A 16,261-nucleotide genomic window follows, 5' to 3' on the forward strand; every position below is an offset into this window, starting at 1 on the left:
GGTCAGCGCATCCGCGATCGCGGATAGACCACCGAGACAAGCCAGCGCAGCAGGGAGTTCTGGGCCAGCACCTCGCGGTCCACCGCATCAAAAAATGCCGCCATGCCCTGGGGGTCGGCAAAGTAGTCCATACGCGTTCGCAGGGCCCGCTCCGGATCCAGCTCCCGGACCACCCGTGCCGGGTTGCCGGCAACGATAACGTTGGCCGGGACATCGCGGGCGACCACGGAACGCGCGCCGATTACCGCGTTGTCGCCAATGGTGACGCCCTTGAGCACTGTTGCGTGGTCGCCAAGCCAGACATTGCGGCCGAGTCGGACCGGCGTCACCCGGTCGTCGCGCGCGGTGCGATCGTAAATGCCGTGCCAGTCGGAGTCGGTGATATAGCTGCCGTTGGCCAGCATGCTGCCATCACCGATCTCGATCTCGTCGCTGGCGCTGATACGACTCCCGGGGCTCATCAGCACACAGTCGCCGATCTGCACGCGACCCGCTCCGGGTTCGCGCCCCCAGACCCCGATTTCCACCCGATGCATCGGCTCGGCAATCGCGGTAAAGCACTCTCCGATATGAATGTTGGGCCCGGAAATCGTGACGTACCAGGGCTTCATGAAGGTGGCATGGGCCCCCAGCGAGGCGCACTCCGGTCGCAGGAAGTAGTCACTGTAGGCCTTTCGCAGGCGCAGGTGGGTTTTCTTGACCCAGTAAGGTCGCAGGTCGTCTCGCATGCCGCTATGATCCCCCGTCGCGAGCGCGGCAACAAGCCCGACGCCGCGCGTCTCCATGTCGCAGCGCAGGAAGCCCACCCCATGCAGGCCAACTCGCGTCCGGTCAGCAGTCGTCAGCAGCAGGTGCACCAGGACCTGCCGCGGCTGGTGAGGCGCCATCTTGAAAGCCGCTGGCAGCGTCCGCCGCACAGCCTGACATCAGAGGTGCGCGACTCCCTGGCCAACGCACTGGCGCAGGACAGCCCCCTGGTGCTGGACTCGTTCTGCGGCACCGGTCACAGCACCCGGCTGCTGGCGCGGGACCACCCGGACTGCACGGTGATCGGCGTCGACAAGTCCGCTGCCCGCCTGTCCCGTCACGGCGAGCGCGACGGCGACAATTACCGGCTGCTGCGGGCGCAGTGCGAAGAGGTGTGGGCCTGGCTGGCAGATCAGGGCGTGCAGCTGCAGGCCCACTACCTGCTTTACCCCAACCCCTGGCCAAAGCCGGCGCAGCTCAAACGGCGTGTGCAGGGCCACCCCGGATTTCCCCTGCTGTTGAAGCTCGGCGGCCGACTGGAGCTGCGCTGCAACTGGCGGGTCTATGCCGAGGAGTTCGGCGTGGCACTCGCCATCGCCGGCCAGCGGCCGGCGGTCGCCGTGGTCGCCGTGGTCGACGACGGTGAGCCGCTGAGCCTGTTCGAGCGCAAGTACCGCGACAGCGGCCACACGCTGTGGCGCTGCACGGCTCAAGTGACCTGTCACGGCTAATGGGTTACAGTCGCGGCCTAGCAGGAGGTCGGCCCATGCCCGAACAGAACAACGATCCCGTCTGGCAGCGTATTCTTGAAGAAACCGCCTCCCATGCGGCGGAGGAGCCCATCCTCGCGAGCTACCTGCACGCCACCATACTCAATCATCGGCACCTGGAGCAGGCGCTCAGCTTCCACCTTGCCAATCAGCTGGACAGCCCCACGCTATCTTCCCTGCTGCTGCGCGACGTCATGCTCGACGCCTTTCGCAGCGACCCGGACATTCTCCAGGCCGTGCGCGCCGACCTTCTCGCCGTCCTCGACCGCGACTCGGCCTGCAGTGAACTCTATGTGCCCTTTCTCTACTACAAGGGCTTCCATGCGCTGGAGGTTCACCGGGTATCGCACTGGCTGTGGAAGCAGGGACGCCGGTCGCTGGCGCTGTTCTTCCAGAACCGCATGAGTTCGAAGTTTGCCGTGGATATCCATCCCGCCGCACGCCTCGGTCGCGGCATCATGCTGGATCACGCCACGGGACTGGTGATCGGCGAGACCACGGTAGTGGGCAACAACGTATCCATCCTGCAGTCGGTAACCCTCGGCGGTACCGGCAAGGAAGAGGGCGACCGGCACCCGAAAATCAGCGACGGCGTCCTGATCAGCGCCGGCGCGAAGATTCTGGGGAACATCTGTATTGGCGAGGGCGCCAAGATCGGCGCCGGCAGCGTCGTGCTGCAGCCGGTGCCGCCGCATACCACCGCGGCGGGTGTGCCGGCGAAAATCGTCGGCCGGCCCGAGTGTGACCAGCCGGCCCTGATGATGGACCACGGGTTTATCTGCGAATAGGAAGAATACCGGCAGCCCGGGGCTGCCGGTCAGTGCAGAGCCCCGCCTCAGTCGTCGACGTGATACTGCGGCGACAGCTCCTGAACCGCGTCGACAAACGCCGTCACGTGATCCGGGTTGACGCCCGGCGTGATACCGTGACCGAGGTTGAACACGTGGCCGGGGCCGTGACCGTAACCCTCCAGAATGCTCGCTACCTCCTCGCGTATGCGCGCCGGCGAGGCAAACAGCATGGACGGATCCATATTGCCCTGCAGGGCAACCCGGTCACCCACCGCGGCACGGGCACTGGCGATATCGGTGGTCCAGTCGATGCCGACGGCCTGGGCGCCACAGTCGGCGATGGCGGGCAGCCACTGTCCGCCGCCTTTGGTAAACACCACAGCCGGCACCCGGCGACCATCGACCTCACTGGGCAGGCGCGAAATAATGCGCTGCATGTACTTGAGCGAGAACTCCTTGTAGGCCGCAGCACTCAGCGCGCCCCCCCAGGTATCGAAGATCTGCACGGCCTGGGCGCCGGCATCGATCTGCGCACACAGGTAATCCGCGACCGCATCCGCCAGCAGTGACAGCAGGTTGTGCATGAGCTCAGGCTGGTCGTAGGCCATGGCCTTGACCCGCGCATGGTCCTTCGAGCCGCCGCCCTCTACCATGTAGGTGGCCAGCGTCCAGGGGCTGCCGGAAAAGCCGATCAGCGGCACGGAACCGTTGAGTTCGCGCCGTATCGTGCGCACCGCATTCATGACGTAATCGAGGTCATCCTCGGCCTTGATCGTGTTCAGTGCGGCGAGGTCTTCTTCGCTGCGCACCGTCTTGCGAAAGCGCGGGCCTTCGCCGGTTTCGAAATACAGCCCCAGACCCAGGGCGTCGGGTATGGTGAGAATGTCAGAAAACAGGATCGCGGCATCCATGGGATAGCGGCGCAACGGCTGCAGCGTGACCTCGCAGGCGAGCTCGGCGTTCTTGCACAGATCCAGGAAGGAACCCGCCTGTTCGCGAGTCGCCCGGTACTCGGGCAGGTAGCGCCCCGCCTGCCGCATCATCCAGATGGGCGTACGGTCAACGCTCTGGCGCAGGAGCGCGCGCAGGAAACGGTCGTTTTTCAGTTCAGTCATGTAAATCCCTATACCTCAAGAAAATCGAGAATGCCCTCGGCCGCCTGGCGACCCTCCCAGATGGCGGTGACCACCAGGTCAGAGCCCCTCACCATATCACCGCCGGCGAACACTTTCGGATTGCTGGTCTGGAACCGGAACTCCTGGTGCTCCTCGGCGACCACGCCGTCCCAGTCGTTGGTGCTGACATTGATGTCGCTGAACCACGCCGCCGGACTGGGCTGAAAACCAAATGCAACAATAACGGCATCGGCGTCAATCACTTCTTCACTGCCGGGTACCGCCTGGGGTCGACGCCGACCGTCCGCATCCGGCTCGCCCAGCTCCGTCCTGACCAGCTTCACGCCGCCGGCTTCGCCAAAATAATTGACGATCTCGGTCGGCTGGCGATTGAACAGGAACTCGACGCCCTCTTCGCGGGCATTTTTCACCTCGCGCCGGGATCCGGGCATGTTCTCCTCGTCGCGGCGATAGGCGCACACCACCTGTCGGGCGCGCTGACGGACGGCGGTGCGCACACAATCCATCGCCGTATCACCACCGCCGAGCACGATCACGCGCTTGTCGCGCAGGTTCACGTAGTCGCCGTCCGGCTGGTTGAAGCCCATATTGTGATTGACGTTGCCGATAAGGAAGGACAGGGCCTTGTGCACACCGGGCAGGTCCTCGCCCGGCAGATTGCCCTGCATCGCCTTGTAGGTGCCCATGCCCAGGAACACGGCGTCATAGTCCTCCATAATGTCGTCAATGGCGATGTCGCGGCCGACCTCGGTATTCAGGTGGAACTCGATACCCATCTCCTCAAAAATCTCACGGCGCCGCTGCATCACCAGCTTTTCCAGCTTGAACTCGGGAATGCCGAAGGTCAGCAGGCCGCCGATTTCCGGGTAGCGATCGAACACCACCGCCTTGACCCCGGCGCGGGTCAGGACGTCGGCACAGCCAAGCCCTGCCGGGCCCGCGCCGATGATGGCCACCTTCTTCCCCGTGGCGACCACACCGGAAAGATCCGGGCGCCAGCCCATGGCCAGCGCGGTATCGGTGATGTACTTCTCGCTGGAACCGATCGTGACCGCGCCGAAGCCGTCGTTCAGGGTGCAGGCACCCTCGCAGAGGCGATCCTGCGGACACACCCGACCACAGACCTCGGGCAGGGTATTGGTCTGGTGGCTGAGCTCGGCAGCCTCGAACAGATTGCCTTCGGCGACCAGCTTCAGCCAGTTGGGGATGAAGTTGTGCACCGGGCATTTCCACTCGCAGTAGGGATTACCGCACTCGATGCAGCGCTCCGACTGCTCCTCCACCTGGGCCTTGGTAAAGGGATCGTAGATCTCGACGTACTGGCTCTTGCGAGCACGCATGTTCTTCTTTTTCGGGTCGTTCCGGCCAACGTCGATAAACTGGAAGTTGTTGCTGACGCGTCCACTCATAGCGCTGTCCTCATTGATTCGCTCCCGCTGCCGCCGCGCTCAGTCGGTATCGCGCAGACGGGTCAGGAGCTGATTGAGATCGGCGGCCTTGGGCTTGACCAGCCAGAACTTGCCCACGTAATCCTCGAAGTTGTCGCTCACCTCGGCGCCCCAGGCTGAATCGGTCTCGTCGACGTATTCCGCAAGGATGCCCCGCAGGTGGGTGCGATGCGCCTCCATGTTCTCGGAACTCACGCGGTGTATCTCCACCAGCTCGCTGTTGTAACGATCGATAAAGCGTCGGTCCTGGTCGAGCACGTAGGCGAAACCACCGGTCATGCCGGCGCCGAAATTTACGCCGGTTTCACCGAGCACCGTGATACAGCCACCGGTCATGTATTCACAGCAGTGATCACCGGCACCCTCGACCACCGCATGGGCGCCGGAGTTGCGCACGCCGAAGCGCTCGCCGGCCGTACCGGCCGCGAACAGTTTACCGCCAGTCGCGCCGTAGAGGCAGGTATTGCCGACAATGGACGCTTCCTGCGAGCGGAACTCGCTGTCGCGGGGTGGATAGACCACCAGCTTGCCGCCGGCCATGCCCTTGCCGACATAATCGTTGCAGTCGCCCTCGAGATACATGTGCAGACCGCCGGCGTTCCAGACGCCGAAACTCTGACCGGCAGTGCCCGTCAGGCGCAGCGTGATTGGCGCGTTCTCCATGCCGGTATTGCCATGCCGGCGGGCGATTTCGCCCGAGAGTCGCGCACCTATCGAGCGATCGCAGTTGGTCAGGTGGAAGGTGAACTCGCCGCCGCTGAGGGCCTCGATGGCCGGCAGGGTGGCCGCGACCATGGCCTCGGCCTTGTCACCGCGATCGAAGGGCACGTTCCTGGCCACCTCGCAGAACTGCGGCTGGCCCTCGCTGTCGGCATCCTTGTGCAGCAGGGGACTGAGATCAAGCCGCGCCTGCTTGTCCGTTTCACCCGGCAGCCGCTCCAGCAGGTCGGTGCGCCCGATCAGCTCTTCCAGCGACGCAACCCCCAGCCGCGACAGCCACTCCCGGGTTTCGGTGGCGACAAAGGTGAAGAAATTCACCACCATCTCCACTGTGCCGTTGAAGTGGTCGTCGCGCAGGCGCTCGTTCTGGGTAGCGACGCCGGTGGCGCAGTTGTTGAGGTGGCAGATGCGCAGGTACTTGCAGCCCAGGGCCACCATGGGGGCAGTGCCGAAGCCGAAGCTTTCGGCGCCGAGTATCGCCGCCTTGATGACGTCGAGACCGGTTTTCATACCGCCGTCGGTCTGCAGACGGATATTGCCGCGCAGGCGGTTGCCGCGCAGGGTCTGCTGTACCTCGGCCAGCCCCAGCTCCCAGGGCGACCCCGCGTAGCGGATGGACGTCAGCGGGCTGGCAGCCGTGCCGCCATCGTAGCCGCTGATGGTGATCAGGTCGGCGTAGGCCTTGGCAACGCCGGCGGCTACCGTACCAACCCCGGGCTCGGACACCAGCTTCACCGACACCAGTGCCTCGGGATTGACCTGCTTGAGGTCGAAAATCAGCTGCGCCAGATCCTCAATGGAGTAGATATCGTGGTGCGGCGGCGGTGAAATCAGGGTGACGCCGGGCACCGAATAGCGCAGGCGGGCGATCAGCTCATTCACCTTGCCGCCCGGGAGCTGACCGCCCTCACCGGGTTTTGCTCCCTGGGCCACCTTGATCTGCAGCACCTCGGCGTTGACCAGATAGTGCGGCGTGACACCGAAGCGGCCAGAGGCGATCTGCTTGATCTTGGAAACACGCTCAGTCCCGAATCGCTCGGGATCCTCACCACCCTCACCGGAGTTGGAGCGCGCGCCGATGCGGTTCATCGCCGCCGCCAGCGATTCATGGGCCTCGGGGCTCAGGGCCCCCAGTGACATGCCGGCGGAATCAAAGCGCTGAAAGATCTTCTCGATCGGCTCTACCGCGTCCAGAGGCAGCGCCGTCCCGGCCAGGCGCGGACGCAGCAGATCGCGCAGCGTCGCCACCGGGCGCTCATTGACCAGGGTCGCGTAGCGCTGATAGACGGCGTAATCGCCGGTGGCGACCGCCTGCTGCAGCGTTGTCACGACATCGGGATTGAAGGCGTGGTACTCCTGCCCGTGAACGTATTTCAGCAGCCCCCCCTGCTGGATGAACTTGCGCTGGCTCCAGGCATCCCGCGCCAGGCGCTTCTGGTCCGCCTCAAGTTCGTCAAAGCCGGCACCCTCGATGCGGGAGGTCACGCCGCAAAAAGCCGTGTTCACCACCTCGCTGCCCAGCCCCACCGCCTCGAACAGCTGTGCGCCACGATAGGAGCTGACCGCGGATATGCCCATCTTGGACATGATTTTCAGCAGGCCCTTGTTCACGCCGCGACGGTAATTCTTGTAGCAGGCACCCGGCTCGCCCAGCAATTCGCCGACGCGCAGCAGATCTTCGAGCACGCTGTAGGCCAGGTAGGGATATACCGCAGTGGCGCCAAACCCCAGCAGACAGGCGATCTGGTGTGAATCCCTCGCGCTGGCAGATTCGACGACGATATTGGCGTTGCAGCGCAGGCCACAACCGATCAGGTGATGGTGCACGGCGCCTGTCGCCAGCAGGCTGTGTATCGGCAGGCGGCCGCCCTCGATATTGCGGTCCGTCAGCACCAGTATGGTGAAGCCCGCGCGTATCTGAGACTCGGCCTCCGCCACCAGTGCGGCAATCGCCTCACGCAGGGACTGCTCGGAGGGTGCATAGCTGCAGTCGATGTCGCAGGCGAGAAAGCCCGGTCGCTGCAGGTTGATGAGGGTATTGAACTTGCCCTGGGACAGTACCGGCGAGGACAGAATGACGCGGTCGGCGTGCTCCGGGCCCTGCTCGAAAATGTTCTTCTCCACGCCGAGCACGGTTTCCAGCGACATGACAATCGCCTCGCGCAGGGGGTCGATAGCCGGGTTGGTGACCTGGGCGAACTTCTGGCGGAAATAGTCGTACAGCGACCGCGCCTGGCGCGACAGCACGGCCATGGGGGTGTCGTCGCCCATGGAACCCACCGCCTCGTTGCCGGACTCGGCCAGGGGCCGCAGCACCTGGTCGCGCTCCTCGTAGCTGACCTGGAACATTTTCATGTACGGATCGAGGCGCGCCGCGTCGATGCCGGGCGCCACTTCACCATCGAAACTGCCAACCACCCGCTCTGCGTTCTCCTTCAGCCAGCGCTTGTAAGGCTTGCTGCTCTTGAGGCGGTTGTCGATTTCATCACTCTGCAGCACTTCGCCGGTCTGGGTGTCGACCATGAGGATCTCGCCGGGACCCACGCGACCCTTGGCGATCACGTCCTCGCTGCGATAATCATGGGTACCCACTTCGGAGGCGAGCGTGATAAAACCATCCTTGGTTCGCACCCAGCGCGCCGGTCGCAGCCCATTGCGATCCAGAAGACAGGCGGCGTAGCGCCCGTCGGTGAGAACGATGCCGGCTGGCCCATCCCAGGGCTCCATGTGCATGGAGTGGTACTCAAAAAAGGCCTTCAGGTCCGGATCGATATCCTCCTTGTTCTGCCACGCCGGGGGTATGAGCATGCGCAGCGCCCGCGCCATGTCCACCCCCCCGGTCAGCAGCACATCCAGCATGTTGTCCAGACTGGAGGAGTCGGAGCCGGTGCGATTGACCAGCGGCGTTATCTCGCTGATGTTGGGCAGGGATTCAGTTTCGAACAGGGCGGCACGCGCCTGTGCCCAGTTGCGATTGCCCTCGATGGTATTGATCTCACCGTTGTGGGCCAGCAGCCGGAATGGCTGCGCCAGTGGCCAGCGCGGCATGGTATTGGTGGAGAAGCGCTGGTGAAAGACGCAGATCGCCGTGGTCAGGCGCTCGTCGCCGAGATCCCGGTAGAAGCGCGGCAGGTCGACCGGCATCACCAGCCCCTTGTAGGCGATGACCCGGGCCGACAGGCTGCACAGGTAGAAATCGCGGTCGCCTTCGTTGGCGATCTCCGCCTTGCGGCGGGCAATGAAAAGCGCCGTCGCCACCTGCGCATCGCTGAGATCGGCGGTGTCCACAAAGACCTGCTCGATGCGTGGCAGGGAGGCAAGCGCGATCTCGCCGCACACACTGCTGTCGGTCGGCACCACGCGCCAGCCCACGACGCGCAGACCCTGATCCTCGATCGCCTTCTGCGTTCTGGCGCGCTGTGACTCCGCGCGCGGCGTCTCGGCGCTGAGGAAGACCTGGCCCACGGCGAAGGCGTTCGGCAGTGGCGTACCGAGGCTTTCCTGCGCCACGGCGCGCAGGAAACTCTGGGGCATCTGCAGTAACAGCCCACAACCGTCGCCAGTTTTCCCGTCCGCGGCAATGCCGCCCCGATGCGTCATGCAGGTGAGCGATTCAATGGCCACCTGCAACAGGCGGTGACTGGCGTCGCCCGCCGTATGGGCAATCAGGCCAAATCCGCAGTTGTCGCGAAACTCGTCAGGGCTGTACAGGCCTGCGCTCATAGAAAGTCCAAAAGTGATAATTGATTCAGCGGGTTACCGCGGCACACCCACTGTTAGGGCAGATGGCCATGACGTCGGGGGGCCGGTAATTTTACACAGTTGCCGATGCCGGAACAAACCGCGCAGGCTCCCAGCTCAGGCGCCCCGGGCGACCGCCCCGAGCAGGTCGGTGATTTCCCGGGCGTCGGCGTCGTCAACGACAAGCGCCTGTCCGAGTGGCCGCAGCAGAACTAGACGCATGCGACCATCCACCGCTTTCTTGTCCCGGGCCATATGCTGTACAAAGGTGGCCGCCGACATGTCGGCTGGTGGCCGCAGCGGCAGCCCGGCCCTTGCCAGCCAGGCAGCCAGTGTCTCCACCTCGTCGTCGGCCACCCAGCCGCGCCGCGCCGACAGGCGCATGGCGAGCAGCATGCCAACGGCCACGGCTTCGCCGTGCAGCCAGTTGCCATAGCCCTGGGCCGCCTCTATCGCATGGCCGAAGGTATGGCCCAGATTGAGTATGGCGCGCACACCGCCCTCCCGCTCATCGGCGGCCACGACATCCGCTTTGATCGCACAGCTGCGTTCGATCGCCTCGGCGAGAACCGCCTCTTCCCGCGCCAGCAGCCGGGGCAGTTCTTCCTGTAGCCAGGCGTAAAAGCCGATGTCGCGGATCAGCCCGTACTTGATCACCTCTGCCAGGCCGGCGGCGAACTCGCGCGCCGGCAGGGACTGCAGCACCTGGGTATCGATTAGCACCGCCCGCGGCTGGTGGAACGCGCCGATCATGTTCTTCCCCAGCGGGTGATTGACGCCCGTCTTGCCGCCCACCGAGGAATCGACCTGGGACAGCAGGGTGGTCGGCACCTGTATGAAGACCACGCCGCGCTGGTAACAGGCCGCCGCAAAGCCGGCCATGTCACCTACCACGCCACCACCCAGCGCAATGAAGGTGGTCGTGCGATCGTGGCCGGCCGCCAGTACGCGGTCGAAGATCTGCTGCACGGTTGCCAGCGTCTTGTAAGCCTCGCCATCGGGAAGAATGACCTCGGTCACGGCCAGATCGCTGCCAAGTGACTGCCGGAGGCGGTCCATGTACAGCGGCGCCACCGTCGTGTTGCTGATAATGACAACCTGGCGACCGGCAATGCAGGGACGCAGGCAGGCGGCATCAGCGAGCAGATCGCGTCCGATGAAAATGGGATAGCTGCGATCACCGAGATCGACGCGCAGCGTGTGCATGAGTGTGGCGGGCATGGTGTGGGCGATGCGTCCGGCCTGCGGTTACGGCCGGCCTTTATGCGTCACGCAGTTCCTTCAACAGTCGTTGGGCAACAGTCTTGGGGCTGCTGTCGTCCGTGTCAATCACATGATCGGCGATTTCCCGGTACAGCGGATCGCGCACGGCCATCAGATCCCGAAGGGTGCCCTCGGGATCATTGCCGTGCAGCAGGGGCCGGTTGCTGGTCTTGCGCGTGCGTCGAACCTGTTCCTCCAGCGTGGCATGCAGATAGACCACGAAGCCGCGCTCCGCCAGAAACTGCCGGTTTGCCTCCCGGACAACGACGCCACCGCCGGTCGCCAGTACCGTGTCCTCCCAGGTAGTCATCTCCTGCACCACCTGCGCTTCGCGGTCGCGGAATCCTTCCTCGCCCTCAACATCGAAGATCCACGGAATATCGGCACCGGTGCGTCGCTCCACCTCGGCGTCGGTATCCGCGAAACCGAGACCCAGCCCCTGTGCCAGGAACTTGCCGATCGTGGTCTTGCCAGCACCCATGGGGCCGACCAGAAAAACGCGCCGCACTGCCACGCCCTAATCCAGCAGGGCGTCGGCAAGGATGCGCGGCGTGATGAAGATCAGCGTCTCGGTCTTGGTGCGCTGGGTGGACTCGTTGCGAAAGAGCGCGCCCACGTAGGGGATGTCGCCGAAGAACGGCACCTTGCGGCGAGTCTCGAGCAGCTCTGTGCGGAACACGCCGCCCAGCACCACCGTTTCACCATTGCCGACCAGCACCTGCGTGGTCAGTTCCGTGGTATCAATGGCGGGAATCAGGCCGCCCTGGCCGCTCGGCACGAGGTCGCCGACGGAATCCTGGTTGATCACAAGGTCCAGCAGGATGCGATCGTCCGGGGTGATATTCGGGGTGACATCCAGAGACAGCACCGCCTCCTTGAACTGCACCGCGGTGGCGCCGCTGGCCGCTGCCTGCTGGAAGGGAATCTCGGTGCCCGACTTGATATTCGCTTTCTGCTTGTCGCCGGTAATCACCTTGGGCTGGGACACCACCTCACTCTTGCCGGCGGATTCGAGCGCCGACAGCTCGGCGGTCAGAAAGAGGTCGTTGGAGGTAAAGCCCACCGCGAAGCCGCTTGCGGCGTCACTGACTCCCAGGTCGACCAGCAGGGCGCCGGGATAGCTCAGGTCGGGCTGCGTGCCGTTGATCACCGAGTTATTGAGCCCGACTACGTTGGCGGTGTTGCCGGACACAGACAGAATGTTGCCGTCGGCATCGGGATTCAGATACCCACCACCCCAGTTGATGCCCAGTTCTTTCTCGAGATCGGACTGGGCGATGACAATGCGCGCCTCGATCATTACCTGGCGGATGGGAATATCCACCTGGTCGATAAGCAGGCGTATTTCCTCAAGCTTGTCGGAGGTTTCCGTCAGGATAAGGGAGTTGGTGCGTTGATCGACGATCACCGAGCCGCGGGAGGAGATCAGCGTGCCGCCGTCCTCCGATCCGGCGTTGAACAGATTGACCACCTCGCTCGCCTTGGCGTAGCGGATGCGGATGAACTCGGAGCGCAGCGGCGCCAGCTCCGCGATCTGCTTGTTGGCCTCGATCTCCTGCCGCTCCCGCTCGGCGATTTCCGCGGCCGGGGCCACCATCAACACGTTGCCCACCTGGCGCTTGTCCAGGCCCTTGGTCTTGAGCACCAGCTCCAGCGCCTGATCCCAGGGCACGTTCTTCAGGCGCAGGGTAATGCGCCCGGAAACCGTATCACTGGCGACGAGATTAAGCTCGGTGAAATCGGCAATGAGCTGGAGCACGGCGCGCACTTCGATGTCCTGGAAGTTGAGCGATATCCGCTCGCCGACAAAGTCGAATTCGTTGCGCCTCGCATCCTGCTCTTCCTTGCTCAGCGGCTTGACGCTGACCACGTACTCATTGTCGGCCTGATAGGCGAGGTAGTCGAACTCACCCGACGTTTTCAGCGTCATGGTGGTGCCGCGTTCGGTCGAGTTCACCGAGACCGACTGCACCGGCGTCGCAAAATCGACCACGTTGTAGTTGCGCAGCAGGCGCTCCGGGATATCGGTATCAATGAACTCGATCTTCACGTCGCCGCGTTCGCTGAAGACGTTCACATCCACCGAGGGATCGGACAGCTCCAGGACCAGCCGACCCTCGCCTTCGGTTCCCCGCTGAAACTGCAGATCGCGGATGGTGGATTTGACGGACAGGACCTCCTCCACACGGGTCTGCACACGATTCGGATCGCTGCCGGGCTTGAAATAATTGCCCTGGGAATCCTCGCCCACAGTGACGAACAGGCTGTTGCCCTCCACACGCGTTTCGTAGGGAGCCAGCTTCACCAGGTTGATTACCAGGCGCGTGCGGTCACCCGCCTCAAGCACCATGGCACCGGTGGCGTTGCCGTAGGAGAGGCTGTAGCGCTTGCGATCCAGCCGGCTTGCGGTGTCGGGAAAATCGATGGCAATGCGGGCCGGTTTTTCGATGGTGTAGGATTTCAGGTCCGTGGGTGGCGCCTGATCAAACCCCAGGCGCAGCTCGAATTTGCCACCGGGCCGCGAGCTGAACTCGATATCCGTGACACTGGTAACCGCCTGGGCCGCCAGAGAGCAGAAAGCGGCTGCCATCCCCAACAGCAGGCGACCGAATCTTCGTTGTTGCCTTGCGGACGTCATGTTGCCTGCTCCCCGTGTATTATCGCTGTTGCCCATGGTCCCGCCATACCCGAGCACGGCCTAGAGGCCGCTCAGTTCTATGGTTCTCGGGCGTTCTACCCAGCCGTCGGCCGTGCCATCCGTGACGATCTCCACCACGGCAATGTAGGTGTCCTCGAGCTCCACAATTTTGCCGTGGTTGCGCCCCAGGTAGTTGCCCTGGGTCACGCGATGAATCCCCCCGTCGGGATCGCGCACCAGCGCCCACTCGCGCCCGTCACGCGCCAGCGTGCCGACCATGGCCAGCGAGTCAAAAGTATACTGCTCAAGAAACTCCTTGGCCCGGTTATCGTCCGGCCTGATTGTGCTGACTGACTGCAGCTGTGCGATTTCCCGCACCTCGATCGGCCGATCAAAGGGGCTGCGCATGCGCGTGGCGCTGTAGGCGAAAGCCTCGTAGGCCTTGAAGGTCGGAATCGGGGCAATCACTCCGCCGGGCCGGGCATTCTTTTCGTCCATGAAACGGTCGAGGTCAGACATATCGCTGTCGCTGCAGGCAGACAGCGCCGCCATCAGGCAGACCAGTGTCACTGTCCTTGCACAGCGGCCCATGCTCAACTGTCTCCATCCTTGTAGCGATAGGTCTTGGCGGTGATCGACAGCTTGAGATCGCTGGCGTTGTCCCCGCTGCCGCTGATGGTAAAGTCGTGCAGCGTGACGATCCGCGGCAAGCCTGCCATGCCGCTGATGAATGCCCCCAGATCGTGATAGGACCCCGCGGCCTCGATGGCGATGGGCAGTTCCACGTAAAACTCGCGGCTGACCTCGGGCTGCAGGTTGATCGACGCGATATTCAGGCCATTGAGAAGGCCCTTGTTGGTGATATCCTCGAGCAGGCCGGGGACTTCCGTGTCGCTGGGCAACTGGCTGATGAGGGCACCGAACGACTCCTCCATCTCGACCATCTGCCGCCGGTAGGCCTCGAGGTTGGCGACCTGAAAGGCCTTCTTTTCATATTCCTGCTTCAGCGTGCTCTCTCTGGCAACCTCGCGGTCAAACTGCAGGCGCAGGTCTTCCACATGGAAGTAGTAGCCGCCCGCCAGCACCGCAGCAAACAGCAGCACACCGATAATGACCTTGAGCACCATCGGCAGGGTGCCGAGGTTGTCGACACTGAGATCGTTGAGATCGAATTCCCGGAGTGCCCGCAGCGAGTCTTCCATTGCCATGCGCTATTCCTCGCCCTCACTGTCCTGCGGCAGGCTCACCATCACCTTCAGGTCGAAGGTAGCGGCCTGGTCGCCGTACATGGTCGCGGCGCGCACGGAATCCAGGTTGGGGTCCTGCAGCCAGTCGGAAGCGTCCAGCCGGCGCATGAGGCTGGACACCCGGTTATTAGACTCGGCGACGCCCGTGATGGACAGGGTTTTCTCCTTCGCCTCTACTTTCGTGTAGAAGACGCCGTCGGGAACCGTACGCACCAGCTGATCGAGCACGCGGACAATGACCGGGCGATTGCCCTGCAGCTCCTGGATCACGCGCATCCGGTCAATGAGCTGATTGCGCTTGCGCTGCAGATCCTTGATTTCCGCCACCTGGGCATCCAGCACCCTGATGTTCTGCGACAGATAATCGTTGCGCGCCCTCTGGTCGTCAATCTGACCGTTCACCACGCGATCGGCCAGCACCACCAGCATGATGGCCGCCACCACTACCAGCCCCAGAATACTCAGAAACTGTCGCTTGAGCTCTTCACGGCGCGCCTCGCGCCAGGGCAGCAGGTTGATGTGCGCCATCAGTCAAAACTCCGCAGCGCAAGGCCGCAGGCAATCATCATGGCCGGCGCATCACTGCCCAGCGCCACCGCGTTGACCCGCGGTGACAGGCTCATCTGGGCAAAGGGATTGGCAACCACGGTGGGTGTACCCAGGCGATCCTGTACCAGGTCGGAAAGTCCCTCCATGTAGGCCACGCCACCCGCCATGATGATGTAGTCGACATCGTTGTATTGGCTTGAGGAGAAAAACAGCTGCAGCGAGCGTGTGACCTGCTGCACGACCGCATCCCTGAAAGGGTTCAGCAGCTCTTCCTCGTAGTCATCCGGAAGACCGCCCTGCTTTTTGGCGAGACCGGCCTCTTCCAGCGGCAGACCGTATCGGCGCATGATCTCGTCGGTCAGCTGCTTGCCACCGAACAGCTGCTCGCGGGTGTAAATGGTCTGGCCGTTGCTCAATACGCTGAGCGTCGTCATCGTGGCGCCGATGTCGACCATGGCAACCACCGCACTCTCCTCGAGGTCGAGATGCTCCCGAATCAGGCCGTACGCGCGCTCGACCGCATAGGCCTCGACGTCCATGACCTTTGCCTCCAGCCCCGCGCCCTCGATGGCCTCCACGCGCGCATCAATGGTTTCCCGACGACAGGCGGCGAGAAGAACCTCGACCATGCCGTCGCGATCACGCGAGGCGCCCTGAATTTCGAAGTCGAGAGCCACTTCCTCCAGCGGATAGGGAATGTACTGATCGGCCTCCAGCGTGAGCTGGGTTTCCATCTCGTCATCGCTCAGCCCGGCCGGCATGTCCACCAGCTTCGTGATCACGGCAGAACCCGCCACGGCGGCGGCAACGGTCTTGACTTTGCTGCGTGACTGCGCGACAACACTGCGGATGGCATTGGCCACACCATCGACATCGTTGATGGCTTTTTCCACCACAGCATCCTGCGGGAGCGAGCTGACCGCGTAACTTTCCACGCGATACTTGTCCCCCGTTCGGCTAAGCTCGAGCAGCTTGACCGTGGTGGAGCTGATATCCATCCCCAGAAGCTGAGTCTGCTTTCTCTTTCCTAGCAATCCAAGCAAGTCGTTTTCCTATATGATTCACAGACTTAGCTTTACTTTATCTTCTTATACTTCAATATTAAGCTATAAGATAGCCCGCAATGCAACGAAAAGGCAAAAAAAGCCTATAATTACCAAACCCCGACAGCGAGCTTCCCGCGCGACCTGTCCCGCCCGATACACATCTCC

At 63.3% G+C, this 16,261-nt stretch carries 13 protein-coding genes; 2 read left to right on the plus strand and 11 right to left on the minus strand.

Annotated elements, in window-relative coordinates; genetic code table 11:
* Nucleotides 1-2: 2 nt before the first annotated feature.
* On the minus strand, nt 3-728 hold the full coding sequence (locus tag EV688_RS06665) for an acyltransferase (RefSeq protein WP_117315253.1): 726 nt from the start codon (nt 726-728) through the stop codon (nt 3-5).
* 6 nt (nt 729-734) lie between these two features.
* On the opposite strand from EV688_RS06665, the gene trmB reads away from it, so the two are divergent.
* Together trmB and cysE are read left to right on the plus strand one after the other, a co-directional pair.
* Nucleotides 735-1,478: a tRNA (guanine(46)-N(7))-methyltransferase TrmB gene (gene trmB, locus EV688_RS06670; RefSeq protein WP_240624222.1), complete on the plus strand. Its 744-nt coding sequence runs from the start codon at nt 735-737 to the stop codon at nt 1,476-1,478.
* 35 nt (nt 1,479-1,513) lie between these two features.
* Nucleotides 1,514-2,305, plus strand: a complete 792-nt coding sequence (gene cysE, locus EV688_RS06675; RefSeq protein ID WP_117315082.1) for a serine O-acetyltransferase — start codon at nt 1,514-1,516, stop codon at nt 2,303-2,305.
* Nucleotides 2,306-2,352: 47 nt separating this feature from the next.
* On the opposite strand, the gene hemE is transcribed toward cysE, so the two are convergent.
* The 10 genes from hemE to EV688_RS06725 form a co-directional block, all read right to left on the minus strand.
* Nucleotides 2,353-3,423 carry a uroporphyrinogen decarboxylase gene (gene hemE / locus EV688_RS06680; RefSeq protein ID WP_117315084.1) on the minus strand — a complete coding sequence of 357 codons (1,071 nt, stop codon included), beginning with the start codon at nt 3,421-3,423 and terminating at the stop codon, nt 2,353-2,355.
* Nucleotides 3,424-3,431: 8 nt separating this feature from the next.
* A complete protein-coding gene (locus EV688_RS06685; RefSeq protein WP_117315086.1) occupies nt 3,432-4,853 on the minus strand; it encodes an FAD-dependent oxidoreductase in 1,422 nt (473 codons plus the stop codon).
* Nucleotides 4,854-4,892: 39 nt separating this feature from the next.
* On the minus strand, nt 4,893-9,335 hold the full coding sequence (gltB, locus tag EV688_RS06690) for a glutamate synthase large subunit (RefSeq protein ID WP_117315088.1): 4,443 nt from the start codon (nt 9,333-9,335) through the stop codon (nt 4,893-4,895).
* Nucleotides 9,336-9,470: 135 nt separating this feature from the next.
* Nucleotides 9,471-10,559: a 3-dehydroquinate synthase gene (gene aroB, locus EV688_RS06695; protein WP_117315255.1), complete on the minus strand. Its 1,089-nt coding sequence runs from the start codon at nt 10,557-10,559 to the stop codon at nt 9,471-9,473.
* Between the two features lie 55 nt (nt 10,560-10,614).
* Nucleotides 10,615-11,130, minus strand: a complete 516-nt coding sequence (gene aroK / locus EV688_RS06700) for a shikimate kinase AroK (protein ID WP_276309847.1) — start codon at nt 11,128-11,130, stop codon at nt 10,615-10,617.
* Nucleotides 11,131-11,133: 3 nt separating this feature from the next.
* A complete protein-coding gene (locus tag EV688_RS06705) occupies nt 11,134-13,206 on the minus strand; it encodes a type IV pilus secretin PilQ (protein ID WP_117315090.1) in 2,073 nt (690 codons plus the stop codon).
* A gap of 108 nt (nt 13,207-13,314) precedes the next feature.
* Nucleotides 13,315-13,845, minus strand: coding sequence for a pilus assembly protein PilP (locus tag EV688_RS06710; RefSeq protein WP_117315091.1), 531 nt, complete (start codon nt 13,843-13,845; stop codon nt 13,315-13,317).
* A 2-nt stretch (nt 13,846-13,847) separates the two neighbouring features.
* Complete coding sequence (locus tag EV688_RS06715; protein WP_117315093.1) at nt 13,848-14,462, minus strand: type IV pilus inner membrane component PilO; 615 nt, start codon at nt 14,460-14,462, stop codon at nt 13,848-13,850.
* 3 nt (nt 14,463-14,465) lie between these two features.
* Nucleotides 14,466-15,029: a PilN domain-containing protein gene (locus EV688_RS06720; RefSeq protein ID WP_117315095.1), complete on the minus strand. Its 564-nt coding sequence runs from the start codon at nt 15,027-15,029 to the stop codon at nt 14,466-14,468.
* On the minus strand, nt 15,029-16,093 hold the full coding sequence (locus EV688_RS06725; protein ID WP_117315097.1) for a pilus assembly protein PilM: 1,065 nt from the start codon (nt 16,091-16,093) through the stop codon (nt 15,029-15,031). The genes EV688_RS06720 and EV688_RS06725 overlap by 1 nt, the downstream gene beginning before the upstream one ends.
* Nucleotides 16,094-16,261 lie beyond the last annotated feature (168 nt).

The sequence above is a fragment of the Chromatocurvus halotolerans genome (assembly GCF_004340525.1).
In the GTDB taxonomy this organism is placed as follows: domain Bacteria; phylum Pseudomonadota; class Gammaproteobacteria; order Pseudomonadales; family Halieaceae; genus Chromatocurvus; species Chromatocurvus halotolerans.